The following is a 26,117-nucleotide window of genomic DNA, read 5'->3' as shown; positions in this document are numbered from 1 at the left end:
GGTCAAGATACAGCCGTTGGGGTTGCCTCCAGCGGCCTACTCACCCGTTGCTTCTGGTTCAGAACTACAGGTGGGGGCAATGCCCAGGGTGTCGCGGCTGCTGGTCATAACCTCTACCGTACGCTTGAGCTTGGCTTCTAGAAACCGCTTGTGGTCGAGCATCTGCCGTAGCTTCTGATGACGGGCGATCGCCAAACTGATCGTAGACAGCTGCTCGGGCGGGCAGGGGAAGTGCTGCACCCGACCGTCAGAATCTAAACTGCACAGGCGGTAACCAGCCCGACCCAGATCGACCCCGGGGGCCGCAGATGGGGCAGGAGAATCTAGAGATTGGCACAGTCGTTCTACATAACCCGATAGGGCCTGGGGGTCGCCGTGGCGCAGCAGAGCGGTGTCGAGAGCATGACTCTCGACGGGTGCGCCGTCTTCAACAGTTTCGAGCCAGCCATCGACAATCGGGCCTTCCATGTAAAGGGTCTGGATGCGCTGCAGGGTTTCCCTCAGATCTTGGTGCCAGGCTTCCACGGCCATCTGAATGTCTTGAAGCACCTTAGTTGCCAGGGCGGGGTTGGCGTCGTGGCGGTGGCGGCTAAAGGTGGGGCGTTTGCGCCGGGGCAACAACGGCAAATGGGAGGCCGGAGCCCGTACCGGAAAGGGAGACAGATGAGCCTGGGCCTTAGCTGGCTGGGGCGCGGCAGCTGGACTAGGGGTTGGGGCGCTACTAGCGTCGGGGGGCTTACTGCTCCCAATGGTGAAGGAAACCGGTCGCTGGGGAGACCGCCCGTCCCCATGGCCTAAGGGAGGGGCAGGTGCGGCAGGCGATTCGATAAAATCAGAGGAGTGATCCATAGGGCATGAGAAGCGGCTGGGCCAGACGGCTGAAGGCTAGCTAACAATCGATATCGGGAACGGCTACATCGGGGACAGCTACCCTGAATCGGATAGAGCAAAGGTAGACGTTAGGCACACCTGCCTCACTTTATACCCGAATAGTTAAGCTTTAGAGTAGTCAATCTACTGACCAGTACATTTTATGCCGTTCTTTGAGCGATTGAAGGTTAAGCTCAACCGCCAATTTGGGACATGGTGCGCTGGTAGGCACCCGAAGTGCCCGACTGGCGCATTTTGTAGTTAATCTCGGGTTTTTCGGCTAGCAGCATGGCGACCTGGTGTTTGATCTCAGCGGTAGAAATGCCCTGGCGTAGAGCAGTTTTTAGATCAAGCTGTCCAGTTTCGTTGAGCAGACAGGGGCGCAGCCAGCCATCAGCCGACAGCCGCATCCGGTTACAGCGATCGCAGAAGCACTCCGACATCTGGCTGATAAAGCCGACGGTGCCCTTGGCCCCAGGAATTTGAAACACATCGGCTGGACCATTGCCGCGAACGGTGCCAGCGTTGAGGCCCCAGCGCTGACGAATGCGATCGCGCAGGGTGGCTGAATCTACCCAGCCCTTTTGCTCAAATAAACTGTCGTTGCCAATCGGCATAAATTCAATAAATCGCACATGCCAGGTGCGATCGAGGGTCAGCGCCGCCAGGTCTAGCACCTCGTGGTCGTTGACGCCGGGAATTACCACCACGTTGAGTTTTAAGGGCGAAAACCCCACCCGGTGGGCGGCCTGAATGCCCTCCCACACCTGGGGCCACCGCGATTTTCCTCGACCGCCTACAATGCGATCGAAAATCGCTGGGTCAAGAGAATCGAGACTGATGTTGAGCCGTCGCAGCCCGGCATCCCACAGATTTTGGGCTAGGCCGCTGAGTAGAAAAGCGTTGGTGGTCAGGGCCAAGTCTGTGACTCCCGGCAGGGTAGCAATGTCGCGCACAATATCGACCACCTCTGAACGCACCAGCGGTTCGCCCCCGGTCAACCGAAAATTCGAGAACCCCAGCGGCATAAACACCTCCTGCAAGAGCTGCCGCAGCTCAGCGCGGGTCAGCCATTCTGCCTGAGGCAGGTACTGCAAGTCGGCCCCCTCGGGCATGCAGTACTGACACTGAAAATTGCAGCGATCGATCAGGCTAATACGGAGGTAGTCAATGGCAGGCATAGGCGGTGACCGGGCAGCTCAAGGGTACGTTCTCCCGATTATGGCACCCTGGTCAAAATTCCATGGGGCACCAACAGCTAACCCTTGCCCTTTGGTAGGTTCACGGTTCTCTATCCTTGGGCTAACGTTTAGACAGTTTGTGCCGTGACTCAACTCACTCTTTATGGTTACTACCCTGTCATCTCCAGAGACAATTGCCGACTGGCTTGGCCCCGATGCCGAATCGCTGCTGAGCTATAGCGCCAAAGTGTCGAAGTCGATGCTGCACCTACCAGGGCCAGACTGGGTCGATCGCATTTTTGCCCAGAGCGATCGCAACCCCCAAGTATTGCGCAGTCTGCAACAGCTCTACGGCCATGGTCGCCTAGCCAACACTGGCTACCTGTCGATTTTGCCCGTAGACCAGGGCATTGAGCATTCCGCTGGAGCCTCCTTTGCCCCCAACCCAATTTATTTTGACCCGCAAAATATTGTCGAACTGGCGATCGCAGGGGGCTGCAACGCCGTCGCCACCACCCTGGGCGTACTGGGCAGCGTGGCCCGTCGCTATGCCCACAAAATTCCCTTCATCGTCAAGCTCAACCACAATGAGCTGCTCACTAGCCCCAACCGCTTCGACCAGATCATGTTTGCCGATGTCGACCAGGCCTGGAATTTGGGAGCTGTAGCCGTAGGGGCCACTATCTACTTCGGCTCTGAAGAATCGACCCGGCAAATTCAAGAGGTCAGCGCTGCCTTTCAGCGGGCCCACGAGCTGGGTATGGCCACCATTCTCTGGTGCTATCTGCGCAGCAGCGACTTTAAGCAAGACAAAGACTACCACGTCGCCGCCGACCTCACCGGCCAGGCTAACCACCTAGGCGTCACCATCGAGGCCGACATCATCAAGCAAAAGCTGCCCGAGGTCAACAACGGCTATGGGGCAGTGGCCAAAGCCATTGGCGGCACCTACGGCAAAACCCACGACTTAATCTATAGCGACCTCACCACCGACCACCCCATTGATCTCACCCGCTACCAGGTACTCAACTGCTACGCCGGGCGCATGGGGCTGATCAACTCCGGCGGTGGCTCCGGCAAAACCGACTTTGCTGAGGCCATCCGCACCGCCGTGATCAACAAGCGGGCCGGGGGCATGGGGCTAATTTCGGGCCGCAAAACCTTCCAGCGCGACTTCAAAGAAGGGGTGAAACTCTTTCACCTAATTCAAGATGTGTACCTATCTGACGACATCACCATCGCCTGAGGGTGTTCTGCCGGGTTGGCCCGCACCGCTCGAAACATGCCAAACCGACACAGCCCGGCCCCAAAGGCCAGCCGCATGAGCAGCAAAGTCGGCACCTCCCGCACCGACTTGATAATTCCGGCTGGCCCAAAACGCACCATGCCCTGAGGCCGAATCACCCCCTGCCAGATCGAGTCGAGCCAGGAGGGTAGGGTTTCTTTAGACCAGTCGGCGGTTGTTACCTGGCCAGCCACAAATCCGGTGGCCTCTAGCTGTTCGGCAAAGCCTTCAATGCTAGCAAAGGCGGGGTGCGACCACTGGTCAAGTAGCTGACGCATTACTGGTCTTTCCCAGGCGTTGAGGGGTTTTTTGCGGTCATCCCGCTGGTTCCAGTCGGCAACGACTAGCACCCCACCGGGCTTGAGCACCCGTAGTAGTTCGCGGGCAAAAATAGCTTTGTCAGGCATGTGAGGGCCGGCCTCCACCGACCACACCACATCAAAGCTGGCATCGGGAAACGACAGCGCCATGGCGTCATCTACCTGAAAGCGAGCAGACACCCCCTCGGGGGTGAGTTGCTGAGCCCGCTTTACCTGGTTGGGGCTAATGGTGACACCGGTTACCTCAAAGCCATAGTCGCGGGCCAGCATTCGGCTGCTGCCGCCAATACCGCAGCCCACATCTAGCACCGTGGTGCCCGCTGGCAGGCGGTCTAGACCGCCCCAGCGCACCATTTCATGGACGAAGTCAGCTTTGGCGGCGAGAAAATCTTTACGGCGGGGTGGCGATCCGTAGTGGCCCAGGTGAATGTGTTCACCCCAGTAAAACTCTAAAATACCGTCGTTGGTCCATTGATCGTAGGAGTTGGCGACGGAGTTGGCCGACTCGTAGCGGCGAGGGGTAAATAGGTAAAGCGCCGCCCCCCCGGACAAGAGGGCAAGTAGTAGGCCAAGACTGGTGAATGCGTTCATGCAAGAGGAAGCTGCTGGGGTAGGGTTTGAATCACAATTGTGATTCTATTGTGACAAGGTTCAGCGCCCCCATCAAGCTAATGCACGCTGTCCCTGCCGTCCGCTGGGCTGCCGCTGCTGAGCAAACCCTGCCAATAAAAACCCCCGACCGAAGCCGGGGGAAACCCCATCAGGAGACGCCTATCTGACGTTTAAGTGAAAAATTAAGCCGCCCTTTAAGCGCTTGTTCCTAAGATTAGCCAATTACGCGCTGTCTGGGGTAGGGTACTACCGAGAATTTACGGAAACAACACGGCAACCTTTAAAAACTAATCACGACACGCTCATCTATTGGGTGGGGCCGTGAGCACAAGGGCCGCGATCGCCACCAAAAATCCCACATAGCCAGCGACAAACAGCCACTCCTGCCAGCTCCCCTCCATCATTTCCGACTCCTAATTCAATGGGGCAGCACTATTACCCCAGCGCTCTAGCCACTGCTCCATGGCGGCAGGGAGGGGATAACGCCGACGAGTCGCCACCTCAATGCAGACGTGCTGAGTTAGCGCCTGGGCCGCCACGGCATCGTCTAGCTTGACCAGATACTGAATTTCAAAGCAGTTGTCATCTAGACGGGTAGGGGTCAGGTCAATGGTGATGCGATCGCCACAGCCCAGGGGTCGGCAATAGTCTATGCTGGCATGCACAACTGGATAGGCCACGACTTCAGCTTTAAAGAAGGTCCCTAGGTCTAGCCCTGCCGCCGCCAACGAGGCTTCATAGGCGGCGTGGCACATCGTTAGTTCGTTGGCGAAGTACACCACCCCCGCCCCATCGGTTTCGTGAAACCGAACCTGATGCTCAAAGCAGTAGCCCATAACGGCTTTCCCCAGCCTCAACGTAATGGCTAACCCCAGAGACCTTAGCTAGCATTGGGCTGGGCCGGACGGAAGGGGTAGTCGCCAGGAAGGGTCTCTTCGGGTTCAGCCGCCGTGGCCGCGCCCCGCCCAAGGGCCACTAATGGATTTCCTACCAGCTCCAGGAGATTGGCCAAGCCATATTCCAAAACCTCGATCGGATCTTTAGCGACCCAACCATCTCCGGTAAGCTGGCGCAGCTCAAAGTGTAGGTGAGGCCCAGTAGAGTTACCGGTACTGCCGACTAAACCAATCACTTCGCCCTGTTCAACCCATTCTCCAGCTTTTACCGCCAGCTGAGACAGGTGGGCGTAGCGAGACTCTAAACTGCCCTCATCGTGGCGCAAAATCACGGTGAGGCCGTAGCCGCCCAAAAAGTCTGACACCGCGACGCGCCCGGACCGGGTAGCCAGCACTGGGGTACCCGTAGGAGCCGCCAAGTCAGTACCGGCGTGAAACCGCCAGCTCTGATGAATCGGGTGCATCCGCCAGCCAAACAGCGACGATATCGAGGCCGGAATAGACAGCGGGAAGACGTATTCTTCATTGCCGCGTCGCAAAATATTGAGGGGCCGTAGCCGTTCGTTCAGAGCCTCTCGGCTAATAATTGTAGTGCTACCCAGGCGTACCCCCTGGGCTCCGACGGCGATTGGCCCCACCCGAATCTCTCCCTGATCGCCGCCCGCTACAGCGGTTGCCTGGGCAGTCGAGGCACTGGCGGCGCAGGATGAACTGGGGCCGGGTTGACCGGGAGCGACCGTAATTTGGCAGCCCGTGGAGCGCTCTGAAAAGACGACATTGGGAGCATTGGTCGCCGGGGCTTGGGTCGCGCCCAAGTTGTAGTCAGTGGAGTCGATAAAGACACTGTTGTAGCCTGCGGGCACCGACTCATCGGCTGCAATGCTGGGAGGCACAGCAGGGGTGGGCTCGACAGCGGGGGCGACAGGGCTACTGTTAGCGGCGGGGGCCTCCGAGGGGCTTCCTTCACTAGCTGCTTCATTGGCCAGGGAGGTGACAGCAGGCTTGAGCAATGTTTCGGCCATAGTGGGGGCCGAAGGGGCAGTCGGAATAGTAATGGTGATAGCCGCGGGCGGTGGAGGGGGAACCGGAGAAAACATCGGCTGGCTCGCTGGAGGGGGAGAGGTCACAACGGCTGATGGTGACGGGCGCGGGGGGGAAAACTCTGGTTTTGCCGCAGATTGAGACGGTAGGCTTAGAGTAGCCGTAGACCCTGAACGATGGGTATTGGTATGACCCGGTGCCAGATAGTCTGCGGAGGTTTTGACTGTATCCTGCTGGTCAGCAGGATTGCCGGTTTCTGCCATGGCCCAACCACTGTAGGTCAAGCCGGTACCTCCGATGACCATTAGCATCTGTAGCCAAGCCACGGAGGTATACATCCTAGAAGGCTTGGCCGTTTGGATGGACTCTAAGTTATAAGTTTCTGTCATAATCAGCCGCTACGCATTGTAGCCCAAAGTTACTTTACCTGGTTCAATCTCCAGCGTCTTGACCGCTGGTGCAGTTTCATGCAATTGCGCTATTTGTACCCGCAGGTTACCCGAGGGGGCCACCCCAATTACCTGTGCCGGGTTCCCCTCCAGGGTCAATGTTTGGCCGAGATTGGCCATACGAGCCTGATAGGTCTTAAGAAAAGTCTCATCCCCCTGGTTTTGCCAGTGGAGATAGCCCTGCATCAGACCATAGAGAACTACGGCGGCCAGACCCTCCAAGGTCTTCAGGGGACCAGGGGCCAATTCCGGTTGAATCAGCTGCTGAATCGAAATTCCGGTGGTGGGCACCGGGTTGAATCCATTCAGCCCCAGCCCAATCACCACATCCTGGACCTGGCCTGCTTCGATGCGGGTTTCGGCCAGCACCCCGCCCAGTTTTTTGCCCTGGGCCACAAGATCGTTGGGCCATTTGACCTGCACGGGCAGACCTAAATGGGCCAGGCTGGTGACGACCCCCCAGGCACTAGCCAAGGTGAGGTAGGGGCTGCGGTGAGCCGGTAGCTCAGGCTTGAGCCCTAGGGATAGGTACAGGCCACCAGGAGGAGACTGCCACTGTCGTCCCCACTGGCCCCGACCCGACTGCTGGCTAACCGCAATCAGGACGCTACCAGCAGGAGCTCCAGCGGCCATCATGGTTGCTAAGGCCCGGTTGGTAGAATCGATTTGTTCGACTACCTGAAGCTGAAAACGAGGCCGTAATGCCTGGTATTCACGCATAACTCCCAGGGCTTTAGGAGGCTGGAGGAGGGCTTGATGGAGGTGGTTTAAGTTCACCCGGCAGGGATCCTAGGCAGTAACTATAGAGGTACAAATAGAGGTTTATGCATAATGATTACGCTACCACCCCAGCCAATCTAAAAATTGTGGCGGCCCAGCACCTCGGTAGAACTTGATAAAACTTCTAGATAGCTTGACCTCTGCTCTACACTCTCGGGATTCACAGGCCAAGAACGGACATTGGCGCTGTAGCATCGTACAGACAATTGCAAAGGAATGGGAGCGCACCATGGCAGATTGGCACTGGCAAACCTGGCAGGGGCAAGAGTTTTTGACCTGCGAGCTACTGCGCCCATGGCCCCATGGCTTTTTTACGCGGCAGTTTTGGCCCCAGCCTCCAGCTGATTTAGTAGCGGCCCTGAGGGAAGAGGCGACGGTACAGCGGGTAAAGCAGGTTCATGGCAACCGGGTATTGACCCCAGCCGCTCTGCCCCAGGACAACCGCCCAGTGGCCATGGCCGAGGCCGATGGGTTAGTGAGCGATCGCCCCGGTCAAGCCCTCTGGGTGTGCTCGGCAGACTGTAGCCCGGTGCTAATTGGCGATCGCGCCACTGGGCAAGTTTCGGCGATCCACGCAGGCTGGCGGGGCACGGCTCAGGCCATTGTGCCGGTGGCCGTGGGCCAACTCCAGGCCCACGGCAGTCGCCTAGAGGATTTGGTGGTGGCCATTGGCCCGGCGATCGCCGGAGCCGTGTACCAGGTGTCGGTGGAGGTTGCTGCCACCGTGGGGCGTACTCTCATCGCTGAGGCTCCCGATGACGATGCTGCGCTGATCGCACAACTCCAGACCTGGGAAAATTCCCCCGTGCTCAGCGATCAGACCCCGGGCAAAGCCCGTCTGGACGTGCGCCTGGCCAATGTTTGGCAGCTAGTGCAGCTAGGCCTGAGCCCCAACCAGGTGGCCGTGGCTCCCCACTGCACCTTTCAGGAACCAGGGCGGTTCTTTTCCTATCGCCGCACGGGAGAAAAGCAGGTGCAGTGGTCGGGCATTGTCAGCGACCACTCAGGTAGCTGCTGAGGCTAGGCCCTAGGGCGTGTCATCAATTGTGGCTAAAATCTTGATCCCACCAGCATTGCCACGCCCGACCCCAGAACAGCCTAGGGGCTGCAACCCCTAATTCTTGGTCATCAGCGGTGAATTGATGACAGCCCCTAGGGCAGCCAGGTAGCCTGAATACCGCTGAAGGGAAACGCCTCTGGAACGACGACTGTGGGAACATCCGCCAGCGGGCTGACAGACGCCTCGGGGTCGCTGGCCTCAGAGGCTTGTAGATCTTCTAAATCAGTGATCTCGGCAGTTTCGGGGTCGGCGACTACGGGCTGGTAAACGATGGGCAAATGCCAGATTTTTGCCGCCTCTGCTGCGTCTAGGGCGACCGATTGACCGGCAAGATCGAGCAGGAGCGATCGCCCATCAGGGGCCACGCTCAGGTGGCTGCGCTGCTGTTGAGGCAGCCGTAGCAAGGGGTTGACCGCTCCATCGCTCAGGGTAATAGCCAACAGCAGGGGCTGCTCAATATAGGCATCGGCGGATTGGAGGGTATTCTCGTCGGCCAGGGTTTCGGCATCGACGAGTTCACTGGCCAACACGTAGAGCACCTGGCCAGTGGGGTCAAACTGGGCGTCTAAGATCGAGCCGCTGACCTGTAGAAGTTCTGCTTCACGACCCTGGTTGGTGACTAAAAACAGCGATTCGGTAAACCGCTTCTCAGGATCGTCTTGGTTGAAATTAACCATGGCGGCAGCGGATCCGTCGGTGGCCATATCGAGCACGCGGCCATAGTTGGGCAAAAAGTCGAGGGGCTGCCGGGGACCACTGTGGGTGCCGTCATTGAGATCGATGATGGCGGTGCCCTGGCCCTGGAGCAGCAGCAGCGATTGACTGTCGGGAGCAATTAAGAAATCTCCCCCAGGCTCTGTTTCAATGGGTTGGGGGGCAGATCCGGCTCGTATTAGCCAGGGGCCAAAGTCGGCGGGGTTTTGCTGGTTGACCCGCTGCACCACAATAGTTTGGCCATCGGCAGACAGATCAAACTTGAGATTCTGATAATTTTGGTTGTTGAGCACCAGTTCGAGTTCGCCCGAGGCCGATGCCCGGGGCTGAGGCAGCAGCCGTCGCCACAGGGGCGGGCGATCGCCGATGAAATCGACGGGTGGACGGGGGGTAATGCCCGTGGTGACGGTGTAGATCTGCTGGTTTAGCAAGCTGCCATCCTGGCTGGTGTCGGTGGCTGAAAACAACACGCGATCGCCCAGGGGATAGGGCTTAAAGGCCAGGACCGATAGGCTCTTGGGGGTAAGAATGGTGCGCTCTTGACGCACCAGATCGGCTAACACCAGGCGGTTGGCCTCGTCGCCCTCTGTACCGATGTACAAAAAGGCCCGGCGGCGAGTCTCAAACTGGCTGACAAAGGGCTCAAAACGGCTGGTGCCAGCGGTGAGGGCAGCGTAGCGATCGCGCGCACCCTCAAGGCTGACTTTAAACGATTCCCCGTAGGGCAGGGGCTCGGTGAGGGTATAGGCCATCCGCCGCCCGGCCCAGCTCACCTTACCCGGCAGGGGGGGCTCTAAGATGAGGTTTTTTTCTACGCTGGCCACATCCATCGGCCGACTAAAGGTGATTAAAAACGCCCGATCTTCGGCCCCGACCTGGCGGTCTTGCCAGGTAAAGTCACGCACCCGTGCCGTAGCGTGGTCGCCCGAGAGCACCAGCAGCCCTAGGGCCAGCGCCAGGCCAACCATAACGGCTATGGCAACTCGGTCGAGGGGGTGATGGGTGCGAGAACGACGGCGAGAACGGCGACGGGCCATAGTTAGTATTCGTAAGGAGTCCGGGGTTCAGGAATTTCGGTCAGGGTGGGGGAGCCAATGGTGAGCTGGCGCTTACCGTCAAGAGTATTCGTTTGTACCGTACCCGCAATCTCAAGCCAGGTGTCAGGGGCAGGGCGAGGGGTGCCCTCGGGTAACACTACCGGCAGGCCCACGGGGTAGGCATCGGCAGCACAACAGGTCAGCACAAACCGAGAAATCATAAAGTAGTTGTCGGGCCAACCGGGAATGTGGGTGACAAACCCACTCACTCTAACCGCCTGCCCCGCGTAGGCGTCAGGTTCAGGATACACATTGAGCGTGCGCACCCAGTCCACAATGGTGCGTTCTTCTGAGTCGCCCCCGAGAGAAAACCGCTGGGGCCGCGATCGCGTCTGGCCCAGCACATCGGTAATGCCCCGCTGAAAGGCGGTTTCGCTGGCAAAGGGGCGAGGGGTGTAAATCAGCCCAAACACCGCGATCGCAATTAGCAAGCCCACGCTCAACTGCCGGGGCAGTAGAGCAATGTGCTCTTGACTGCGTAGGGTTTGCCCGCGTCCCTGGCGGTAGCTCGACCATATCTGCACCGAGCGAGCGGTGCCCATGGCCAGCAGCAGCACCATAGCTAGGTGGGCCAGCCACATATAGTCGGGGTGCAGCAGCAGGTAAAGCTTACCTGTCACCGTAAAGCGCAGCAGCATCAGACCCCAAAGGATCAGCATGACCGCGTCTACCAGGGCCTGCCAGGGGATGGGTCGCCTCGCCGAGGCCCGAGAACCGTTAGAGCTAGAACGTGAGGTCATGGGCGTAGGTCGATGTTACACATCAGCAAAAACAATGTCGTTAGACCAGACTGGCAGCAAGGCCGCCTAGATCGTGAACTACTCAGCTTAAACGCCAGTTTTGCGCCGCTATACAACCAATCTTGAAAGCCAATCTCCAACAATCTAGGGGCTAGCCCGTATAAAAATTCATCACTAGGGTCAGCAAAAATGTGAGTTGGGCCGCCAGCACAAACATGTAAATGATCGCTCTCCCCTTAAACACCGTCAGCAACAGGCTAATGTTTTTGAGATCGATCATCGGGCCAAATACCAGAAATGCCAGCAGAGCACCACTGGTAAACGTCGAGGCAAATGATAGCGCAAAGAAAGAGTCAACCGTAGAACAGATCGACACTACCCAGGCCAAGGTCATCATCGCCAAAATCGAGGTCACAGGTCCCTGACCCAAGCCCAAAATCACCTCACGGGGCACAGCCACTTGGACAAAGGCGGCGATCGCACTGCCGATCACCAATACGGCCCCCAGTTCGCGCAGCTCAAGCACCATATTGTCGACCATCATGCGCAGACGAGCAGCCAGGGGTGGTGGGGCCGTAGCCACCTGGGCGAGCACCTGGGCCGGGGGCGCATCGAGCTGTAGCACCTGCCCCGGCGACTGCATTAAGAACGTACCTGACTTGAGCAGCGGCGACACCTCTTGCGCCTTGGCCTCGCCTGCCACCGGTTCTGGCTCCGCCATTAGGCGAGTGAGATTGTCCTGCAAGAAAGGACGGATATCGGCCTGGGTGCTAAAAATCAAGGCGATCGTAGTGGCAATCAGCAGGCTGAAGCCCACCCGCAAAAACACAATTTCGGGCTGGTCACGAAAGGCAATCCAGGTGGCCCAAAACACAATGGGGTTCACTGTTGGGGCCGCCAGCAAATATCCGATCGCCACCGCTGTCGGCGCTCCCTTCGTCAGCAGCCGCCGAGCCACGGGGATATTGCCACACTCGCACACCGGAAACATAAATCCGATTAGACTCCCCGCCAGCGCCGCCAAGACGACGTTTTTAGGCATCATCTTCAGCAGCTTTTGTTCATCGACAAACAGCAGCAGCACGCTCGAAAACACCACGCCCAGCAGCAAAAAGGGCATAGCCTCGACCAGCAAGCTAAAAAATAGCGTAATGCCGTTGTTAAGTTGGGTCATAAAAGCAACTATGGGGCGGGGAACCAATCCCGGTAGGTGGTCACCCCCAGGCAGAAGCACATTTTAGCGGATCTTGTTGCCTGCTGCCTGTAGCGGGGATCGCCTTGCCAGCCGTGATCCCACGCTGGGGCACCGGGCAAACGGAAGTTAGCTCAGGCGTATCCTCAACCCCGGACAACCAGACTCTGAGCCTGAGGGATACCACATCCGAATTGCATAACCCCGATTTCCAAAAGACCAAACCGTAGGGGCCCATGGCATGCGCCCTGCTGAACCGGGGGTAACCAAACAAGATTTAGTATTAGGCGGTTACTGGGCAGCGGGCTGACGACTTCGACGACATCTGGAGGCGACAGAAAGACGGGACTATAAAAACGAAACCGCCATACCGACTGTGGTTTCTAGAGTCTCTTGGGGTGCCAACATCAACAGATCTTCACCTGTATTTAGGGCATTGCGTGGGGCAGTCCAGGGCTCTAGACAGTAATAGTCTTTTCCCTTCACCGTCCAAAATACCAGTTTGGTATAGTCGGCGCTCCAGGTAAGGGTCAGTTGCCGCCCCAGATGACGGTCGATGACCGTAGCGGTTGAGGCCGTTAACCCCTGGAATGCCAGATCAATTTCGGCTTGCTCAAAATCAAAGCTGCCCCCGAAGGTTTCCACGCTGCCACTCAGGTGGTCGCGATACTCAATCGCAGGAATGTCAAAGTCTAGCTGAGACTTGTCTTCGACTAAAAAGTAGGGGTGTAGCCCAGTCGCAAAGGGCATGGCCTGGTCGGCAAGATTAGTAAACCGCTGCTGAATCTCTAGAGAATGGCCTTTTAGCTTAAAGGTAAAGGCCAGCTTGAAGGCAAAGGGGTACTGCCCTAGGGTTGCCTCGGTGCTGGTCAATTCGAGGGTGAGGCTAGCGGCTTCAGAGACATCTTGCTGGGTAACCTGCCAGGGTAGATCGCGGGCAAAGCCGTGCTGCTTAAGGCTGAAGCTCTGATCACCGAGATGATATTGGTTATCGGGCAAATTACCGCAGATCGGAAACAGAATTGGAATGCCACCCCGTACCGACAGTTCGGGGTGGGCAAAGCGATCGCGGTCAAAGTAAAAGATGTCTTGGCCTTCGACCTGCCAGCGGGTCACCAACCCACCGCGATCGGGCACGATCTCTAGCCGAGCGGTATCGGTGTCAGACAGAACGTAAGTTGCAGCGGGGTCTGCTTTTAGAGCAACGGCAAACACAGAACACCTCAGGGCACTACGCCTAGACGTTACCACAGTACACCCCTGGTGGAGAGCGGCTTACCCCTCCGAGCTCCCGCCCTAGCCTCGGTCTAGGGCAGGAACCTAAGGCTTTAGTCCTCTGCCGGTAGCACTGGGCTATCGGGAACGGTATCAGTCCAGGTCGTTGCTTCCACAGGTGCTAAAGGAACCGTGGGTTCTAGAGAATCCGCAGAGGGCACGATCGCTGCAGAAGACTTTAACTCAGAGGCATCGAGCGGGGGAGCTTCCTGCTGGAGGGTCTCTAGGGGGGCTAGTTGAGCCACGGGTTCTTCACCCCACAGGTGGGGCTGGGGTTGGGGTTTGGGAGCAGCGGCCTCGGCGCTGGGCTTGTTACCCGCGGGGGCACTGGGCGCGTCGCCGCCCGAACGCTGGGGCGGCACCGGCTGAAACTCACGCTGTTCGGGCGATACTTTGGGTCCCCACTCCTTCAGGTCGCCATCGAACTCCACTTCTAGCTCGGGCAATACCGCAGGCTCCTCCGCCTCAGACGACGGTGTGGGAGCTGAGGGATCGACGGGAATATCATCACCTGAGCTATCTGGTTCAACCAAGCTCTCGGGTTGAAGGTTTTGCTTAGGTTCTAGCTCCACCGGCAGTACCTCTTCAGCCTCAGGCGACACAAAGGGGCTATTGGGGTCGCTGACGGTTTCAGGAGGCAGTTCTGGCGTTTTGAGATCCAGCAGCACTGGTGACTTAAGCGGCTGGTCAAACTGTGAAGAGGCCTGCTCAATGCGCTGTAGCACCGACTCACTAGCGGGGCCGGTTAAGGTTTTAGGGCGAGAGTCACGCACCCGCACAGGCACCAACTCGATCTGCATTTGGTCGTCTTTGAGCGAGACCTTCAGCACGGCAGAGTCTTGATTTTCGATGGGGTCATCGGGGCGAAAGACAAAGTCGCCTAGGGAGTAGGCAATGGGTCGCCCTTTATAAATTTCGCCCCCTTGAATGACTGTGGGGTGATAGCCCACCACCACGTCGGCTCCTTGATCAATGGCCAAACGAGCCAGGTTAGTCTGCATAAAATTGGGAGTTTCACTGAGATGATCGACCCAGCGAAAGTTCACGACAATCCAGTCTACGTCGTTGCGCAGGGCCTGAATGTCGGCCACAATTTCGGGCATGTCTTGGGCATTGAACCCAGCCCGGTTTTTGAAGGCGGTGGCGGCTTTGAAGTTTTCGACCTCTTTGGCTACGGCCTGGTTGTCGGCTCCGGCCCGCTCTTTAAGAATGGCGTCGTCGTGGGCGGCGTTGTTGCCGCCCATGGCGTAGCTCAAGTAGGCAATTCGCTTACCTTTGACATCTAGCACTTCAGGACGGCGAGCTTCCATGGCGTTGCGCCCAGCCCCAATGCGGTAGAGCCCTTTGCTATCGAGGGTGGTAATCGTTTCGTCGAGACCCGCAGCCCCATAGTCCATCAGGCGACTGTGGGTGAGGTTAACAATGTCTACCCCACTGTTGACCAGGAGGTCGACGGCATCGGCGCGGGTTTTTTGGCGAAATTCTTCTTCGAGGTTGGTGGCGGCGGTAGCTAAGGGGGTGGCCAGGTTGACCAAGGCCAGGTCAGCCTGGCTGTATTCAGCCACGTCGGCAAAAAAGCCGCCCGGAGCGTCCAGTGTGTCTGGAGCAATGTCATCGAGAGAAATGTCGCCGCCAAATAGCAGGGTGACATCGTTAGAGGGAATGGGCGTTGACTTCTGGTGAGTAATCACGCCTACGGGCTCTAGGACCGTATCCACTACGGTAGGGCGGTTAGCCAAGGGTGCTGCTGAAGTTGAGGCCTCTAGGGCGATCGCCGGTACCGACTCCCGTGCCCCCACCTCAAAGGACGGCTGGGTAGCGGGGGTACCTTCCCCTCGGTTGGCGCGCTCCTGCGATCGCACCTCAGACTGAGCCGAAAACTGAGGCAGCGATGGCGATGGCGATGAAATAATGATCTCTAGCAGGCAACCCATCACAAAGGCGGCGACCGCCGAGCCCGACAGCACAAAAGCCCTCAGAGTTTGCAAATGCTGGCGCGACAATCCCTTAGCCGATGGCCGGGGCGGGCGAATTTTGGGCGGCATCGTTGACGACTGACTGCGCTGGAGCTTCACCACTGGGCGCTGCTGGCTCTGTTTGAGCGCCGGGGTAACAATTTTGATCCGCTGCTCCCACAACACCCGGCGGTGGCCGAGGGGACGTGCCACCACATAGATGCCCTCAATCAGTTCTGAATTCAGCAACCACAAGCGATGGCATAAAAATCGCAGTAGGTGATCTTTAATCGGCTGCTGCTGAAATTCAACCACCAGCCGTAAACAGCCAGGTCGTTCGGCCTGCACCTGCACAAAAATACCGTGGGGGGCCAGGGGCTGGTTGAGCCACAGCGCAATATCCCGAAAATATCCTGCCGCTGCCCGCTCCCGTACCGTAGGAGGCTGAGGTAGTGGCCCTGAAGGCAACGCCTGGGGAGGAACAACCGCACTAATCATAAACGTATAAAAGTAAACAAGACAGCAAGGAAAGGATGGCTGTAAACCCCCCTGAGTGCACTGCTCTGAGGGCTTGATGCCAGAGGCAACAATAGCCACGGCAGGTGCAATGCCCCCAATCATAGTTCAGACTTGAAAGGGCGACACACCTTAGCGCTAACCATCGCTCCAACTCCATAGCTGCATCCTAGATTACGGTTCTGCCCCTGCCGATACAGACCCATCAGAGCCTTCCCCATAATCTGCTAATGTCTTATTTTTACTGAAGCTTGCCCATGTCCATGCCACCCCTAAGCGGGCGCGACCTGCTGAGCCTAAGCGACCTGACAGCCACCGAACTGAGCGACCTGCTCACCTTTGCCGCCGAGCTTAAAGCAGGCAAGCACAACCCCCAGTTTCCGCATAAAGTGCTGGGGCTGCTGTTTCGCAAAGCCTCAACCCGCACCCGCGTCAGCTTTTCGGTGGCTATGTACCAACTGGGGGGTCAGGTGCTCGACTTACACTCGGGGGTGACCCAGGTGAGCCGGGGTGAGCCAACTAGCGACACCGCCCGAGTGCTCGATCGCTATCTCGATGTGGTCGCGATTCGCACCTTTGATCAAGCCGAGATTCAAGAATTTGCCGACTACGCGTCGATTCCGGTCATCAATGCACTGACCGATCTAGAGCATCCCTGCCAAATTTTGGCCGACCTGCTGACCATACAAGAAGCCTTTAAATCTCTGGAGGGGCTAACTCTGACGTACCTAGGCGATGGCAACAACGTCGCCCACTCACTCTTGATTGGCTGCGCCCTAGTGGGTATGAACGTCCATATCGCTTGTCCTGAGGGCTATGCCCCCAGCCCTGCCATAGTCGAACAGGCCCAGCGGTTGATGCAGGGACAGGGCAAAGTGATGATCACCACCGACCCAGAGCTAGCCGTGAAAGAGGCCCAGGTGCTCTATACCGATGTCTGGGCTAGCATGGGCCAGGAATCAGAAGCCGACCAGCGCCTGCCGGTGTTTCAGCCTTACCAAGTCAACGATGCGCTGCTGGCTCAGGCCAGTGCCGATGCGATTGTGCTCCACTGCCTGCCTGCTCATCGCGGCGAAGAAATCACCCACGATGTCATTGAGGGTACCGCCTCCCGAGTATGGGATCAGGCGGAGAATCGGATGCATGCTCAAAAGGCTTTGCTAGCAAGCGTTTTAGGGTAATTGGGAAAGCTGTAGATCCCGGGCTCTCAGACAGCGTATTGAGTGGTGTCATTTCCCCGACCTGCGTTTACACCAGGTTTAGAAAGTGCAGTACTCCTTCACCGCTCAACAGCTCGATCACAACGGCAAAGAAAAATCCCAGCATCGCTAGTCGACCGTTGAGACTTTCGGCGGCACGGGTAAAGCCCCATTCGCGAGATTCAGCAGAGGTAGGGGAGTTGGACATAGTTTTCTTTTGTAACGCTTTGTAAAGCATTATAGCGAGTTTGTTCATAAGTTACGGGCCAGGAGCTAGGGGATTGAGTCAGTACAGTGTTACCAGCGGTGGGGCAGGAGACTTTCGCTATCCACCACCTCTACAGCCGGGCGATCGCCTGCGGGTGATCGCCCCTAGCGGTGCCCTGCGAGAGCTAGAAAGTTTTAACCAGGGGCTAGAGGTCTGGCGCAGTTGGGGTTTTGGGGTTGACGTTAGCCCTGGGGTTAGAGAGCAGTGGGGCTATCTGGCTGGGGCCGACGACAACCGCCGCCATCAGCTGGGCTCTGCCCTGGCCGATCCCACCTACAAAGGCATTCTCTGTGCCCGAGGCGGCTATGGGGGCACTCGTCTGCTCGAAGGATGGCAATGGCCCGAGGTCCTGGCTCCCAAGTGGCTCATTGGCTTTTCCGATATCACCAGTCTGCTGTGGAGTTTGGGGTGCCGGGGCATGGTGGGGGTGCACGGACCATTGCTCACGACCCTGGCCACCGAGCCCGACTGGTCGCAGCAGCGGTTGAAATCGCTGGTGACGGGGCACGGTCTACTGCCCCTCCACGGCGAAGGCTGGGGTGGAGGGACGGTGACTGGCCGGCTGTGGCCCGCCAATCTGACCGTAGCCACCCATTTGCTGGGCACGGCCCACGCACCCGACCTAACTGGGGCGATCGTGGCCTTTGAGGACGTCACTGAGGCCCCGTACCGAATCGATCGCATGCTGACCCACTGGCGGATGGCGGGCAAGTTGGTAGGGGTTAAAGGCATTGCCCTGGGGCGGTTTAGCCGCTGCGAGCCGCCCGACGGGGTGCCCAGCTTGACGGTGGCAGAGGTGCTGCGCGATCGCCTGGGCGACCTGGGCATACCGGTGGTATCTGGTTTACCGTTTGGTCATGATGGTGACAATGCGGCCCTGCCGGTAGGATCCCTGGCCCGGCTAAATGGTGATACCGGGAGCCTCGAAATTTTGTCGGCCGCCTAGATCGTTGCGGCTGGGAATCTTGGCCTGGGTGTTTTATCTGAGTATTTCTACAATTAAAGTCACACATTAGGTACAGCCGTGGTTCCGCTCCGTGACGACAACCCCGTCAGCATTACCCCTGGGGTGACCTACGGGCTGATTGGACTTAACATTGCCGTGTTTGTGTTTCAGCTCAGCCTGTCGAGGGAGGGGCTAGATCGCTTTTTTGACACCTGGGCATTAGTGCCAGCCCAGCTAACCGAGAGTTTTCAAGGGGCCATGCAGGCCCCTGCCTACGAGTGGTTCACCCTGATATCGTCTCAGTTTCTCCACGGGGGCTTTTTTCACATAGGAGGGAACTTATTGTACCTATGGGTCTTTGGCAACAACATTGAAGATCGGTTAGGCCATTTGAGGTTTTTGATTTTCTATCTGGGCTGCGGTGTGCTGGCGGGCCTCACTCAGTGGGTTTTTGACCCATCCTCGACGGTGCCCACCATCGGAGCCAGCGGGGCGATCGCCGGGGTGATGGGGGCCTACATTCTGCGGTTCCCTAGGGCTCGCATTGTGACGCTGATCCCGCTGATTATTTTCTTTACCACGGTTCGTATTCCGGCGATTTTTTTCCTGGGGTTTTGGTTTGTACAGCAGGCGCTGTTCAGCCTGGCCAGCCTCAGCAGCGACGTCAACCTGGGGTCGAGTGGAGTCGCCTACTGGGCCCACTCGGGCGGGTTTGTGTTTGGCCTGATCTTAGGACCGCTGCTGGGGCTGATGGCTCCTAAACCGCGATCGCCCCGCCGCTGACCCCTAGCCTTCGCCCCTGCTGTGGTCTCCCAATACCGTTTGGGTCATCGGTGAATTCACAGAAGTCATCAAGGCTTTGCGGTCTTGAGACTCACCACGGGTGGTAACTTCATAAAGTTCTCGAGTAAGCTAGAGAATTATTTGTGGTTTTATTGCTGATGCCGTTAAAAGTGCTTGAAAAGCACTAAGGGAGCGTAAAGTTACGCTGTCGCCAGCACCCCGCAAGTTCCTGAATCTTAGCTAGACCAGTCAACTTACAGATAGGTACGACTATGGCGGAAGCCAAGATCCTCGTTGTCGATGACGACCCCGCAATTCGCAACTTGATTCATCGGTTCCTGGCCAAGCAGGACTATGAAATGGAGTCGGCCGAGGACGGCAAAAAGGCCCTAGCGGTATTTGAGCAATTTACCCCGGACTTGGTCATTCTCGACCTCAACTTGCCCGATACCAACGGCTATGACCTGTGTAAAGAGATGCAGTCACGCACGGGTGTCTTTGTGCTCATGTTGACCAGCCGCACCGACGAGTCAGACAAAATTCGGGGCTTTAACGAAGGGGCCGACGACTACCTGACTAAGCCCTTTAGCCTAGGCGAGCTAGAGGTGCGGGTAGGGGCCATTCTCAAACGCCAACGCCCGGTGACTGCTGCCGAGCAGCAGTGTCTTATGTTCAATAGCCTGGCCATCGACCCAGTCCGTCGAGAGGTCATGCTCAACGAAGAAATGGTGCCCCTGACGGCCCTAGAGTTTGATCTTTTGCACTTCTTAGCGAGTCACCCAGGCCGGGTGTGGCGGCGGGCCGAGCTAATTCAAAAGGTGTGGGACTACGACTACGTGGGCGATCAACGGGTGGTCGATGTGCACGTCGGCCAAATTCGCAAAAAAATTGAGAAAGATACCACTCAACCAGCGCTCATTCAGACGGTGCGCGGGGTAGGCTACAAGTTTGAGCCGCCCGGCATTGGAGAAGAAGCGATCGCAGGCTAGCCACCTGGGCTCAGCTAGCCTCCGACCCGTGAGACTGGTTGCGGTAGTGCCAGGCTAGCTTGAGCAATTTGGTCCAGTTGCGCTGGACCTTTTTGGGTGTCCAGCCGAGGGCTTGGGCGATCGCCTCGTTACTCAAGCTAGGCTGAGTTTGTTTGAGGGTCAAAAAGTTTCGATAGTCGGTGGGTAGGGTGGCTAAAAAGCCGCCCCACTCCCTGGGAGTCATGCCCAGACGAGACTCCAGGTTGGCCCCTAACCACTGGTGTACCAACTCCCACTCGTGCTGCTGGGAAAATTTCTCGACGTGGTACTTGAAGCGCTGCTGAAGATAGTCGCGTTCCCGAGACGACAGCCCCAAAATATCGTCAATTTCTGCCGCTGAGCAATCTTGCAGTTTGAGCACCAGGTAATCGACGCAGTCAGGCTGGTTTTGCTCTTTTAGGTACTGCATCAGGGCGTTAACGACGCGATCGCGCATCACCCCATCGCCAGGATCATCGGCATCGGCCATCATTTTTTCGCGCACCTGCTGCACCACGGAGCTGCGAGCGTGGCCTTCGGCAGCCTCGGTTTTGGCCCCCTCGGTGACCAACGCCATATCGACCGAGGTTTCGCTGGGCTGGCGGCGGCTAAAGGCCTGAGCTCGCAGCACAATGAGCTGCTGGCTGTGCCCTCCCCGCAGGGAAATTCGGCGCTTGGCGTACTGTTCACTAAAGGCCATATACTCCGCCAGCTCAATGCGAGTGCGAGGGGTATAGGTCTCCGCTAACCCGTGCTCTCGCCGAAAGGCATTGAGCACCTCAATGTAAAAGTTTTGCATGAAATCTTCGAGCAGGGCATAGCGGCCCTGAAACCCCAGATTGCTGCCCCGAGGAGCCACGTGGCGGTAGACAATGGCGCTAAGGCTGCTGTGTAGCTCTACCCGGCCCTGGTGGTTAGACCCCATATCGTAGTAGGCCAGACACTTGCTCACCCGGTGGCGCACTAAGGCGGTTTGCCAGTGGCCCACCTCCCCTGAGGTCTGGATGCGATCGCTCATCGCGCAAATGCGGTCCACTTCTGCCGTCATTCGACCCATCACCCCCACCAGCCCGGCCGGCCGCCGTTGTAGATGGGCCATAAAGAGATCGTTGACTAGAGGGGCAACGGTAGGGGCTCCGTCACCAGATGCGGGCGAATGATCTAGGGGTTGTGGTGTAAACCCAGGGGACGATGGGGGCATAGCACAGCAGGTAGATGCGGTCTTCATAGTTACCCAATCCTAACAACGACACTGAGATAGCGAATAACCAACCTGGCCAATCCATCGGCTGGTCTAACTTTGTGGGGTTGTTATGTAATTCCAATTGAGCTACAGCAATTTCCTAGGAAATGTGCCAGTGGTAAAAGCTACCTCGGACGCCCCCGCCGCCAACCGCCGTGCCAAAAATGGAACCAGCGAGGCAAAACTGCACCGACCACCACGTCATCACAATCGCTCAATCCCTTGGCCTACCTTAGGATTCTCCGTAGCCATCCCCTCGTAGGGGAAGCCGCTGCTGGGTCGTCACACTTAGATTTCAAAACCGGCCCCTGGCCCTCGCTCCCTTAGCCCAGCAGTGCCAATTGCCCAGTTGCCCTGCCGAACGGTACCGCTAGACCAACTGTGCACCCCAGTCCAGCGCTTTTTGCCAACCCAAGCCCTGGCGTATCATCAGCGGCTCTTCCCCTTCCATATCGAGAATGGTCGACACGTCATGGGCTAAAGGTTGATCATCATCAACAATGATGTCGACAAACTGCTCTAAGGCGTCAAACATCACCATTTTGTCAGCGATCTGGCCCGTTTCAGAGTCAGGCAGTAGCGTCAGGGCCGAGGTCGAAATCACTGGGTTTTGAAGCGTCTCTACTAGGGCCAGACAGATAGCAGAATTGGGTACTCGAATCCCCGTGGTGCGCCGTTTGGGGCTCATGACCAGACGCGGCACCTGGCGGGTTGCGGGCAACAAAAACGTGAACGGCCCTGGAATCAACCGCCGGATCAGGCGGTAGGCCCCATCGCTGACGATCGCATAGTCGGCAATATTGGAGAGCGAGGCACACAAAAACGTCAGGGGCTTGTCGTTTGCCAGCTGCTTGATCTGCCGCACCCGTTGCACCGCACCCTTGTGGTTGAGGTCACAACCGATGGCGTAAACTGTGTCTGTGGGGTAAAGTGCCACTGCACCTTGGCGTAGCGCCGCTGCAATGGTCTCTACCTTTCGCCCCTGCGGGTTTTCAGGATGTAGCTTGTAAACCGTCGCCATTGCCCTGTCCCCGATGCGTTTGATCTGTTGAAAACCATAGTTTACCTCGACTGCCCCACCGGCATCGCAGGCGATATGTGCCTGGCCGCCCTAGTCGATGCGGGGGTCCCCCTCGATTACCTGCAACAGCAGCTCACTAACCTGGGGCTAAACCACGAATTTACCCTCTCTGTCACCTCCACCCATCGCCAAGGGTTGCGGGCCTGCTACGCCCAAGTGCAGGTCACTGCGGTCACCGAGACAAGTGCTACTACAGAAATCAGGGGTGAGGCCGTTAGCCTTCAATCAAACCATAGTCAGGCAAACCATAGTCAGGCAAACCATAGTCAGGCAAACCATAGTCAGGCAAACCATAGTCAGGCAAACCATGGTCAGGCAGCTCCTATGGAAAGCACTGCGCCTGGGGGCGATCGCCCCTCTGCCCCGGCCCATGACCATGACCATCGCCACCCTGGCTCAGACCATAGCCATAGCCATCCTCTATTAGCCCCTGCGGCTGATCCCACGCGTAACTTGTCTGCCATTGAGCGGCTCATTACCCAGGCAACGTTGCCCGATCGCGCCCGTCAGTGGAGCCTAAAGGTATTTCGTTGTCTCGCTGAAGCCGAAGCTGCCGTCCACGGCATCGCCCTCGACCAGGTGCACTTTCACGAGGTTGGGGCCACCGATGCCATTGTCGATATTGTGGGCACCTGTTTAGGGCTCGACTATTTAGGGGTAGATATGCTGGTGTGCTCACCGCTGCCCACGGGTCGAGGTCGGGTACGCGCTGCCCACGGCTGGCTACCAGTGCCAGCGCCAGCGGTGCTGAAACTGATGGAAAGCCGTCCAGTGCCACTCTACAGCAACGGACTAGAGGGGGAACTGGTGACCCCTACAGGAGCGGCGATCGCGATCGCCCTGGCCGATCACTTTGGCGATCCCCCAGCCATGACGCTGCACCGCGTCGGTCTAGGGGCAGGGGGCAAAGATCTGCCAGTAGCCAATATTCTGCGGCTTTGGTTAGGGCAGACTACGGCCAACCCCAACCCAACTTCACTGTCGAGCCCAGTGCCAGGCCAAACACCACAGTCAGCCCCTAAATCCATTCCCTACGATCACGAGACCATCATTCTGCTTGAAACCCAGATCGACGACATGGTGCCCCAGGTTGTAGGCTATCTCCACGAACGGCTCTATGCGGCTGGTGCCCTGGAGGTCTTTACCCAGCCTATCGCCATGAAAAAGTCGCGCCCTGGGCTGTTAATTACCGTTATCTGCACCCCAGAGCACGAGCCGCCCTGCACCGATATTCTGTTTGCCGAAACGCCGACCCTCGGCATTCGCCGCCAATCTCAGCAGCGTTGGCTCTTATCCCGGCAGCTTCAGACCCTCCAGACCACCTACGGGCCGGTGACGGTCAAACTTGCCTACCACCCCCAGACCCAGGCCATTCTCAATATCCATCCAGAGTACGAAGATTGCGCTCTTTTGGCCCGCCACCACCACTTGCCATGGCAGGTGATCTATCACAGTGCCATTACCGCTTGGTACAGCCAGCCATCACTGCCGGGACAAGCCCAGGAGTCTTAAAGGGTCTCTCAGTCTGGATCGACCCTAGGCAACTCTTCATTGCCATCGAGCAAACCGGCCAGATGCTGATCTATGGTCTGCGAGAAAATGCGAAAGGTCTCTAAATTGTGGTTATCCAAAAGAACTGTGGCACTCCCCGTACTAGTGTTTGGGTTGATCTGAACCAGATTGTACTCAATGTTCTCGCCATAAATAGCAAAGGTGATTTGAAACACCTCCAAAAAGTTAATTACCCACTGACATTCGCTACGGGGAAACTGCTCATAGTAGCGAATGAGACTAGCTACCCTAGCCTCTAAATAGGGTAGAGAACGGCGCGACACCAAAATCAATTTCAGCAAAATAATGACTAGAGTCAAAGCATTTCCCTGGGATAATACCAGTGAAAATAGAGATGACGGATGCTCCAAATCTTCAGTCATCAAATAATCAATGGTTCGATTACTCGTCCGCAACAGGAGTGACGGATTCAACCGCTCGTATTCAAATTCGCTGTAGAGATTGGCTAAGCGATCCTCCAAATGCTCATGAATTTGCTGGGTTATGGAATTACCACTGATGCTATACAGCAAGTAGCGTGGCAAACTCCGTTTAAATTCACCGTAGGTACTGTCTTTAATTTGCTCTAAAAATAGCCGCGATAAATTTTTATAGCTAAACTCCCCCCGTTTAGCCACAATTGTTTTTACTAAGCGTAAAGTACTATCTCCCAAGGCCGTTGGGTTTTGCACCGGGCGGCCATGGCTCTGCCCCGACTGACCGTAAGCTGTGTACATAGCCAGATCAAACTTGAACTTTTCCTTGAGACGACGAGACAGCATGCGGGCCGCGTGCCGCTGCTCAACGGGGTTAGATTCGTTGACATACTGAGAAACTAACAAGTATGACGTGTAGCGACTAGCCCATTCGTCAGGACGATTTAACGTACGATCTTCGCTATAGCGGGCTGCGAACAATCGCAGTTCCTCAAAGTCATCGCTCTGAGTAAAATCAATTAGCCAATGACGTAACCGTTTTAAGGTTGGCGACAGTGTGCGGCGCTGAAGCAAAGGATCTGAAAAGATACTTACCAGAGACTGAATTGCATCATACTGCCGGGATACTTCCCAATTGTTAACCAGGATGTAACAACATCGCTTAATGGTATGGCGAAATTCTTGCTCGTTATTGGCAAACAGAATGATATGCAGAGCCGGCAGGGTTTGCGAACTGACCGAGTCCGTATGGTGAATAAAGAGGTGACGAAATTCCTCTAAAACATCCTCAGGGTGCCAGATTTTAACAATCTCCAGCAAAAAGTCATAGATGACCTGTTGAGCCTGGGCTAAGGTTAATCCAGGTCCAGACCTAAACTCACTCGACTCCATTGCAGGATATGTATCCACAGTTGTTTGAGACATCGGTCCCATGCCTTACTCCAGAACGACCGGAGCTGACCTGAGTTAACTACCCGACCCGAAATTAACTTGGCAGCTTAATGTCTTGATTGACTAGCGGTATCTATTTACCGCAGCCGCTGGCAAAAATGTGGGGGCAACCGGCTACAGCGGCCTTACCCCGAAACAAATTGCTTGAGACCTCTCAAGTCAGCCAATACAAGACCGATCACCCTGATGAATATTCACCCAATAGCGGCTGAAGATGCTTTAAAGCCACCATCGCATTGACCACTTCAGACCAAACCCAGATCTCAGTAGACAGGTAAATTATCCGTATAAATTAGCACAAATCATGCCAACCCTGCGCTAGATCGGCCATTATGCTTAGTGAACAACTGCAACCCTGTTATTAACAAAAATATACTTAACCTAGCGGTGCGTTGACACCATCTGTCTCTGTCTAAGTAGTTATATTTATGTCAATCAACCTAAATTCAGTTGATCATCAGACAATTAACGCAGTCCTTTTCACTGTCAAGCTCAACGGCTTGGCCATCTAAAGCAAGGCTTGTAATAGTTCTACAAAGAAACTGATAAGCTTCTAACAAGTAATACAGTTTGTTAGCTCAAATCCTAAGTCCAGCACGAAAACTCGGCAAGAACTACATCGCGATCGCCCTAGGCTTGCCCACGCTGATGGTACTCACCCAGTTGTC

At 56.8% G+C, this 26,117-nt stretch carries 22 protein-coding genes; 7 read left to right on the top strand and 15 right to left on the bottom strand.

Annotated elements, in window-relative coordinates:
- Positions 1–36: 36 nt before the first annotated feature.
- The gene (locus RRF56_RS24355) at positions 37–849 is read right to left on the bottom strand and encodes a hypothetical protein (protein WP_317035744.1); all 813 of its coding nucleotides are present in this window, start codon (positions 847–849) and stop codon (positions 37–39) included.
- Positions 850–1,064: 215 nt separating this feature from the next.
- Positions 1,065–2,051 carry a GTP 3',8-cyclase MoaA gene (moaA, locus tag RRF56_RS24350; protein ID WP_317035743.1) on the bottom strand — a complete coding sequence of 329 codons (987 nt, stop codon included), beginning with the start codon at positions 2,049–2,051 and terminating at the stop codon, positions 1,065–1,067.
- A gap of 163 nt (positions 2,052–2,214) precedes the next feature.
- Here moaA and RRF56_RS24345 point away from each other — a divergent pair, with 163 nt between their 5' ends.
- A complete protein-coding gene (locus tag RRF56_RS24345) occupies positions 2,215–3,297 on the top strand; it encodes a class I fructose-bisphosphate aldolase (RefSeq protein WP_317035742.1) in 1,083 nt (360 codons plus the stop codon).
- Here the strand turns inward: RRF56_RS24345 and RRF56_RS24340 are convergent.
- From RRF56_RS24340 to RRF56_RS24325, 4 genes are all read right to left on the bottom strand, one after another.
- A complete protein-coding gene (locus RRF56_RS24340) occupies positions 3,258–4,247 on the bottom strand; it encodes a methyltransferase domain-containing protein (protein ID WP_317035741.1) in 990 nt (329 codons plus the stop codon). The genes RRF56_RS24345 and RRF56_RS24340 overlap by 40 nt on opposite strands.
- Positions 4,248–4,681: 434 nt before the next feature.
- Positions 4,682–5,104 carry a thioesterase family protein gene (locus RRF56_RS24335; protein ID WP_317035740.1) on the bottom strand — a complete coding sequence of 141 codons (423 nt, stop codon included), beginning with the start codon at positions 5,102–5,104 and terminating at the stop codon, positions 4,682–4,684.
- A 44-nt stretch (positions 5,105–5,148) separates the two neighbouring features.
- Positions 5,149–6,291, bottom strand: a complete 1,143-nt coding sequence (locus tag RRF56_RS24330; protein WP_317035739.1) for a M23 family metallopeptidase — start codon at positions 6,289–6,291, stop codon at positions 5,149–5,151.
- 312 nt (positions 6,292–6,603) lie between these two features.
- Positions 6,604–7,431: a biotin--[acetyl-CoA-carboxylase] ligase gene (locus RRF56_RS24325; protein ID WP_317035738.1), complete on the bottom strand. Its 828-nt coding sequence runs from the start codon at positions 7,429–7,431 to the stop codon at positions 6,604–6,606.
- Between the two features lie 232 nt (positions 7,432–7,663).
- Here RRF56_RS24325 and pgeF point away from each other — a divergent pair, with 232 nt between their 5' ends.
- The gene (gene pgeF, locus RRF56_RS24320; RefSeq protein WP_317035737.1) at positions 7,664–8,452 is read left to right on the top strand and encodes a peptidoglycan editing factor PgeF; all 789 of its coding nucleotides are present in this window, start codon (positions 7,664–7,666) and stop codon (positions 8,450–8,452) included.
- Positions 8,453–8,586: 134 nt separating this feature from the next.
- On the opposite strand, the gene RRF56_RS24315 is transcribed toward pgeF, so the two are convergent.
- The 5 genes from RRF56_RS24315 to RRF56_RS24295 form a co-directional block, all read right to left on the bottom strand.
- Positions 8,587–10,245, bottom strand: coding sequence for an Ig-like domain-containing protein (locus tag RRF56_RS24315; RefSeq protein WP_317035736.1), 1,659 nt, complete (start codon positions 10,243–10,245; stop codon positions 8,587–8,589).
- 2 nt (positions 10,246–10,247) lie between these two features.
- Positions 10,248–11,045, bottom strand: a complete 798-nt coding sequence (locus RRF56_RS24310; RefSeq protein ID WP_317035735.1) for a TIGR03943 family putative permease subunit — start codon at positions 11,043–11,045, stop codon at positions 10,248–10,250.
- A gap of 151 nt (positions 11,046–11,196) precedes the next feature.
- The gene (locus tag RRF56_RS24305; RefSeq protein WP_317035734.1) at positions 11,197–12,219 is read right to left on the bottom strand and encodes a permease; all 1,023 of its coding nucleotides are present in this window, start codon (positions 12,217–12,219) and stop codon (positions 11,197–11,199) included.
- Between the two features lie 366 nt (positions 12,220–12,585).
- Complete coding sequence (locus RRF56_RS24300; protein ID WP_317035733.1) at positions 12,586–13,452, bottom strand: aldose epimerase; 867 nt, start codon at positions 13,450–13,452, stop codon at positions 12,586–12,588.
- 113 nt (positions 13,453–13,565) lie between these two features.
- On the bottom strand, positions 13,566–15,965 hold the full coding sequence (locus RRF56_RS24295) for a CapA family protein (RefSeq protein WP_317035732.1): 2,400 nt from the start codon (positions 15,963–15,965) through the stop codon (positions 13,566–13,568).
- A gap of 281 nt (positions 15,966–16,246) precedes the next feature.
- Between RRF56_RS24295 and argF the strand changes: the two genes are divergently transcribed.
- Positions 16,247–17,164: an ornithine carbamoyltransferase gene (argF, locus tag RRF56_RS24290; protein WP_410510688.1), complete on the top strand. Its 918-nt coding sequence runs from the start codon at positions 16,247–16,249 to the stop codon at positions 17,162–17,164.
- A gap of 67 nt (positions 17,165–17,231) precedes the next feature.
- On the opposite strand, the gene RRF56_RS24285 is transcribed toward argF, so the two are convergent.
- Positions 17,232–17,390 carry a chlorophyll a/b-binding protein gene (locus RRF56_RS24285; protein WP_317035730.1) on the bottom strand — a complete coding sequence of 53 codons (159 nt, stop codon included), beginning with the start codon at positions 17,388–17,390 and terminating at the stop codon, positions 17,232–17,234.
- A 73-nt stretch (positions 17,391–17,463) separates the two neighbouring features.
- Here RRF56_RS24285 and RRF56_RS24280 point away from each other — a divergent pair, with 73 nt between their 5' ends.
- From RRF56_RS24280 to RRF56_RS24270, 3 genes are all read left to right on the top strand, one after another.
- Entirely contained in the window at positions 17,464–18,396 is a 933-nt protein-coding gene (locus RRF56_RS24280) for an LD-carboxypeptidase (RefSeq protein WP_317035729.1), read from the top strand.
- Positions 18,397–18,474: 78 nt separating this feature from the next.
- Complete coding sequence (locus tag RRF56_RS24275) at positions 18,475–19,179, top strand: rhomboid family intramembrane serine protease (RefSeq protein WP_317035728.1); 705 nt, start codon at positions 18,475–18,477, stop codon at positions 19,177–19,179.
- Between the two features lie 272 nt (positions 19,180–19,451).
- Positions 19,452–20,168 carry a response regulator transcription factor gene (locus RRF56_RS24270; RefSeq protein WP_317035727.1) on the top strand — a complete coding sequence of 239 codons (717 nt, stop codon included), beginning with the start codon at positions 19,452–19,454 and terminating at the stop codon, positions 20,166–20,168.
- A 10-nt stretch (positions 20,169–20,178) separates the two neighbouring features.
- Here RRF56_RS24270 and RRF56_RS24265 read toward each other — a convergent pair whose 3' ends face one another.
- Together RRF56_RS24265 and RRF56_RS24260 are read right to left on the bottom strand one after the other, a co-directional pair.
- Positions 20,179–21,414: a hypothetical protein gene (locus tag RRF56_RS24265; protein ID WP_317035726.1), complete on the bottom strand. Its 1,236-nt coding sequence runs from the start codon at positions 21,412–21,414 to the stop codon at positions 20,179–20,181.
- Positions 21,415–21,799: 385 nt separating this feature from the next.
- Positions 21,800–22,450: an L-threonylcarbamoyladenylate synthase gene (locus tag RRF56_RS24260; protein ID WP_317035725.1), complete on the bottom strand. Its 651-nt coding sequence runs from the start codon at positions 22,448–22,450 to the stop codon at positions 21,800–21,802.
- A 27-nt stretch (positions 22,451–22,477) separates the two neighbouring features.
- Between RRF56_RS24260 and larC the strand changes: the two genes are divergently transcribed.
- Positions 22,478–24,022: a nickel pincer cofactor biosynthesis protein LarC gene (gene larC / locus RRF56_RS24255; protein WP_317035724.1), complete on the top strand. Its 1,545-nt coding sequence runs from the start codon at positions 22,478–22,480 to the stop codon at positions 24,020–24,022.
- Positions 24,023–24,030: 8 nt separating this feature from the next.
- Here larC and RRF56_RS24250 read toward each other — a convergent pair whose 3' ends face one another.
- Positions 24,031–25,431 (bottom strand): hypothetical protein, encoded by a 1,401-nt coding sequence (locus RRF56_RS24250; RefSeq protein WP_317035723.1) that lies wholly within the window; start codon positions 25,429–25,431, stop codon positions 24,031–24,033.
- Positions 25,432–26,117: the final 686 nt, after the last annotated feature.

Source organism: Nodosilinea sp. E11 (assembly GCF_032813545.1).
GTDB lineage: Bacteria > Cyanobacteriota > Cyanobacteriia > Phormidesmidales > Phormidesmidaceae > Nodosilinea.
The sequence above is the reverse complement of the archived record's forward strand: the minus strand, read 5'-3'. Positions and strand labels throughout refer to the sequence as shown.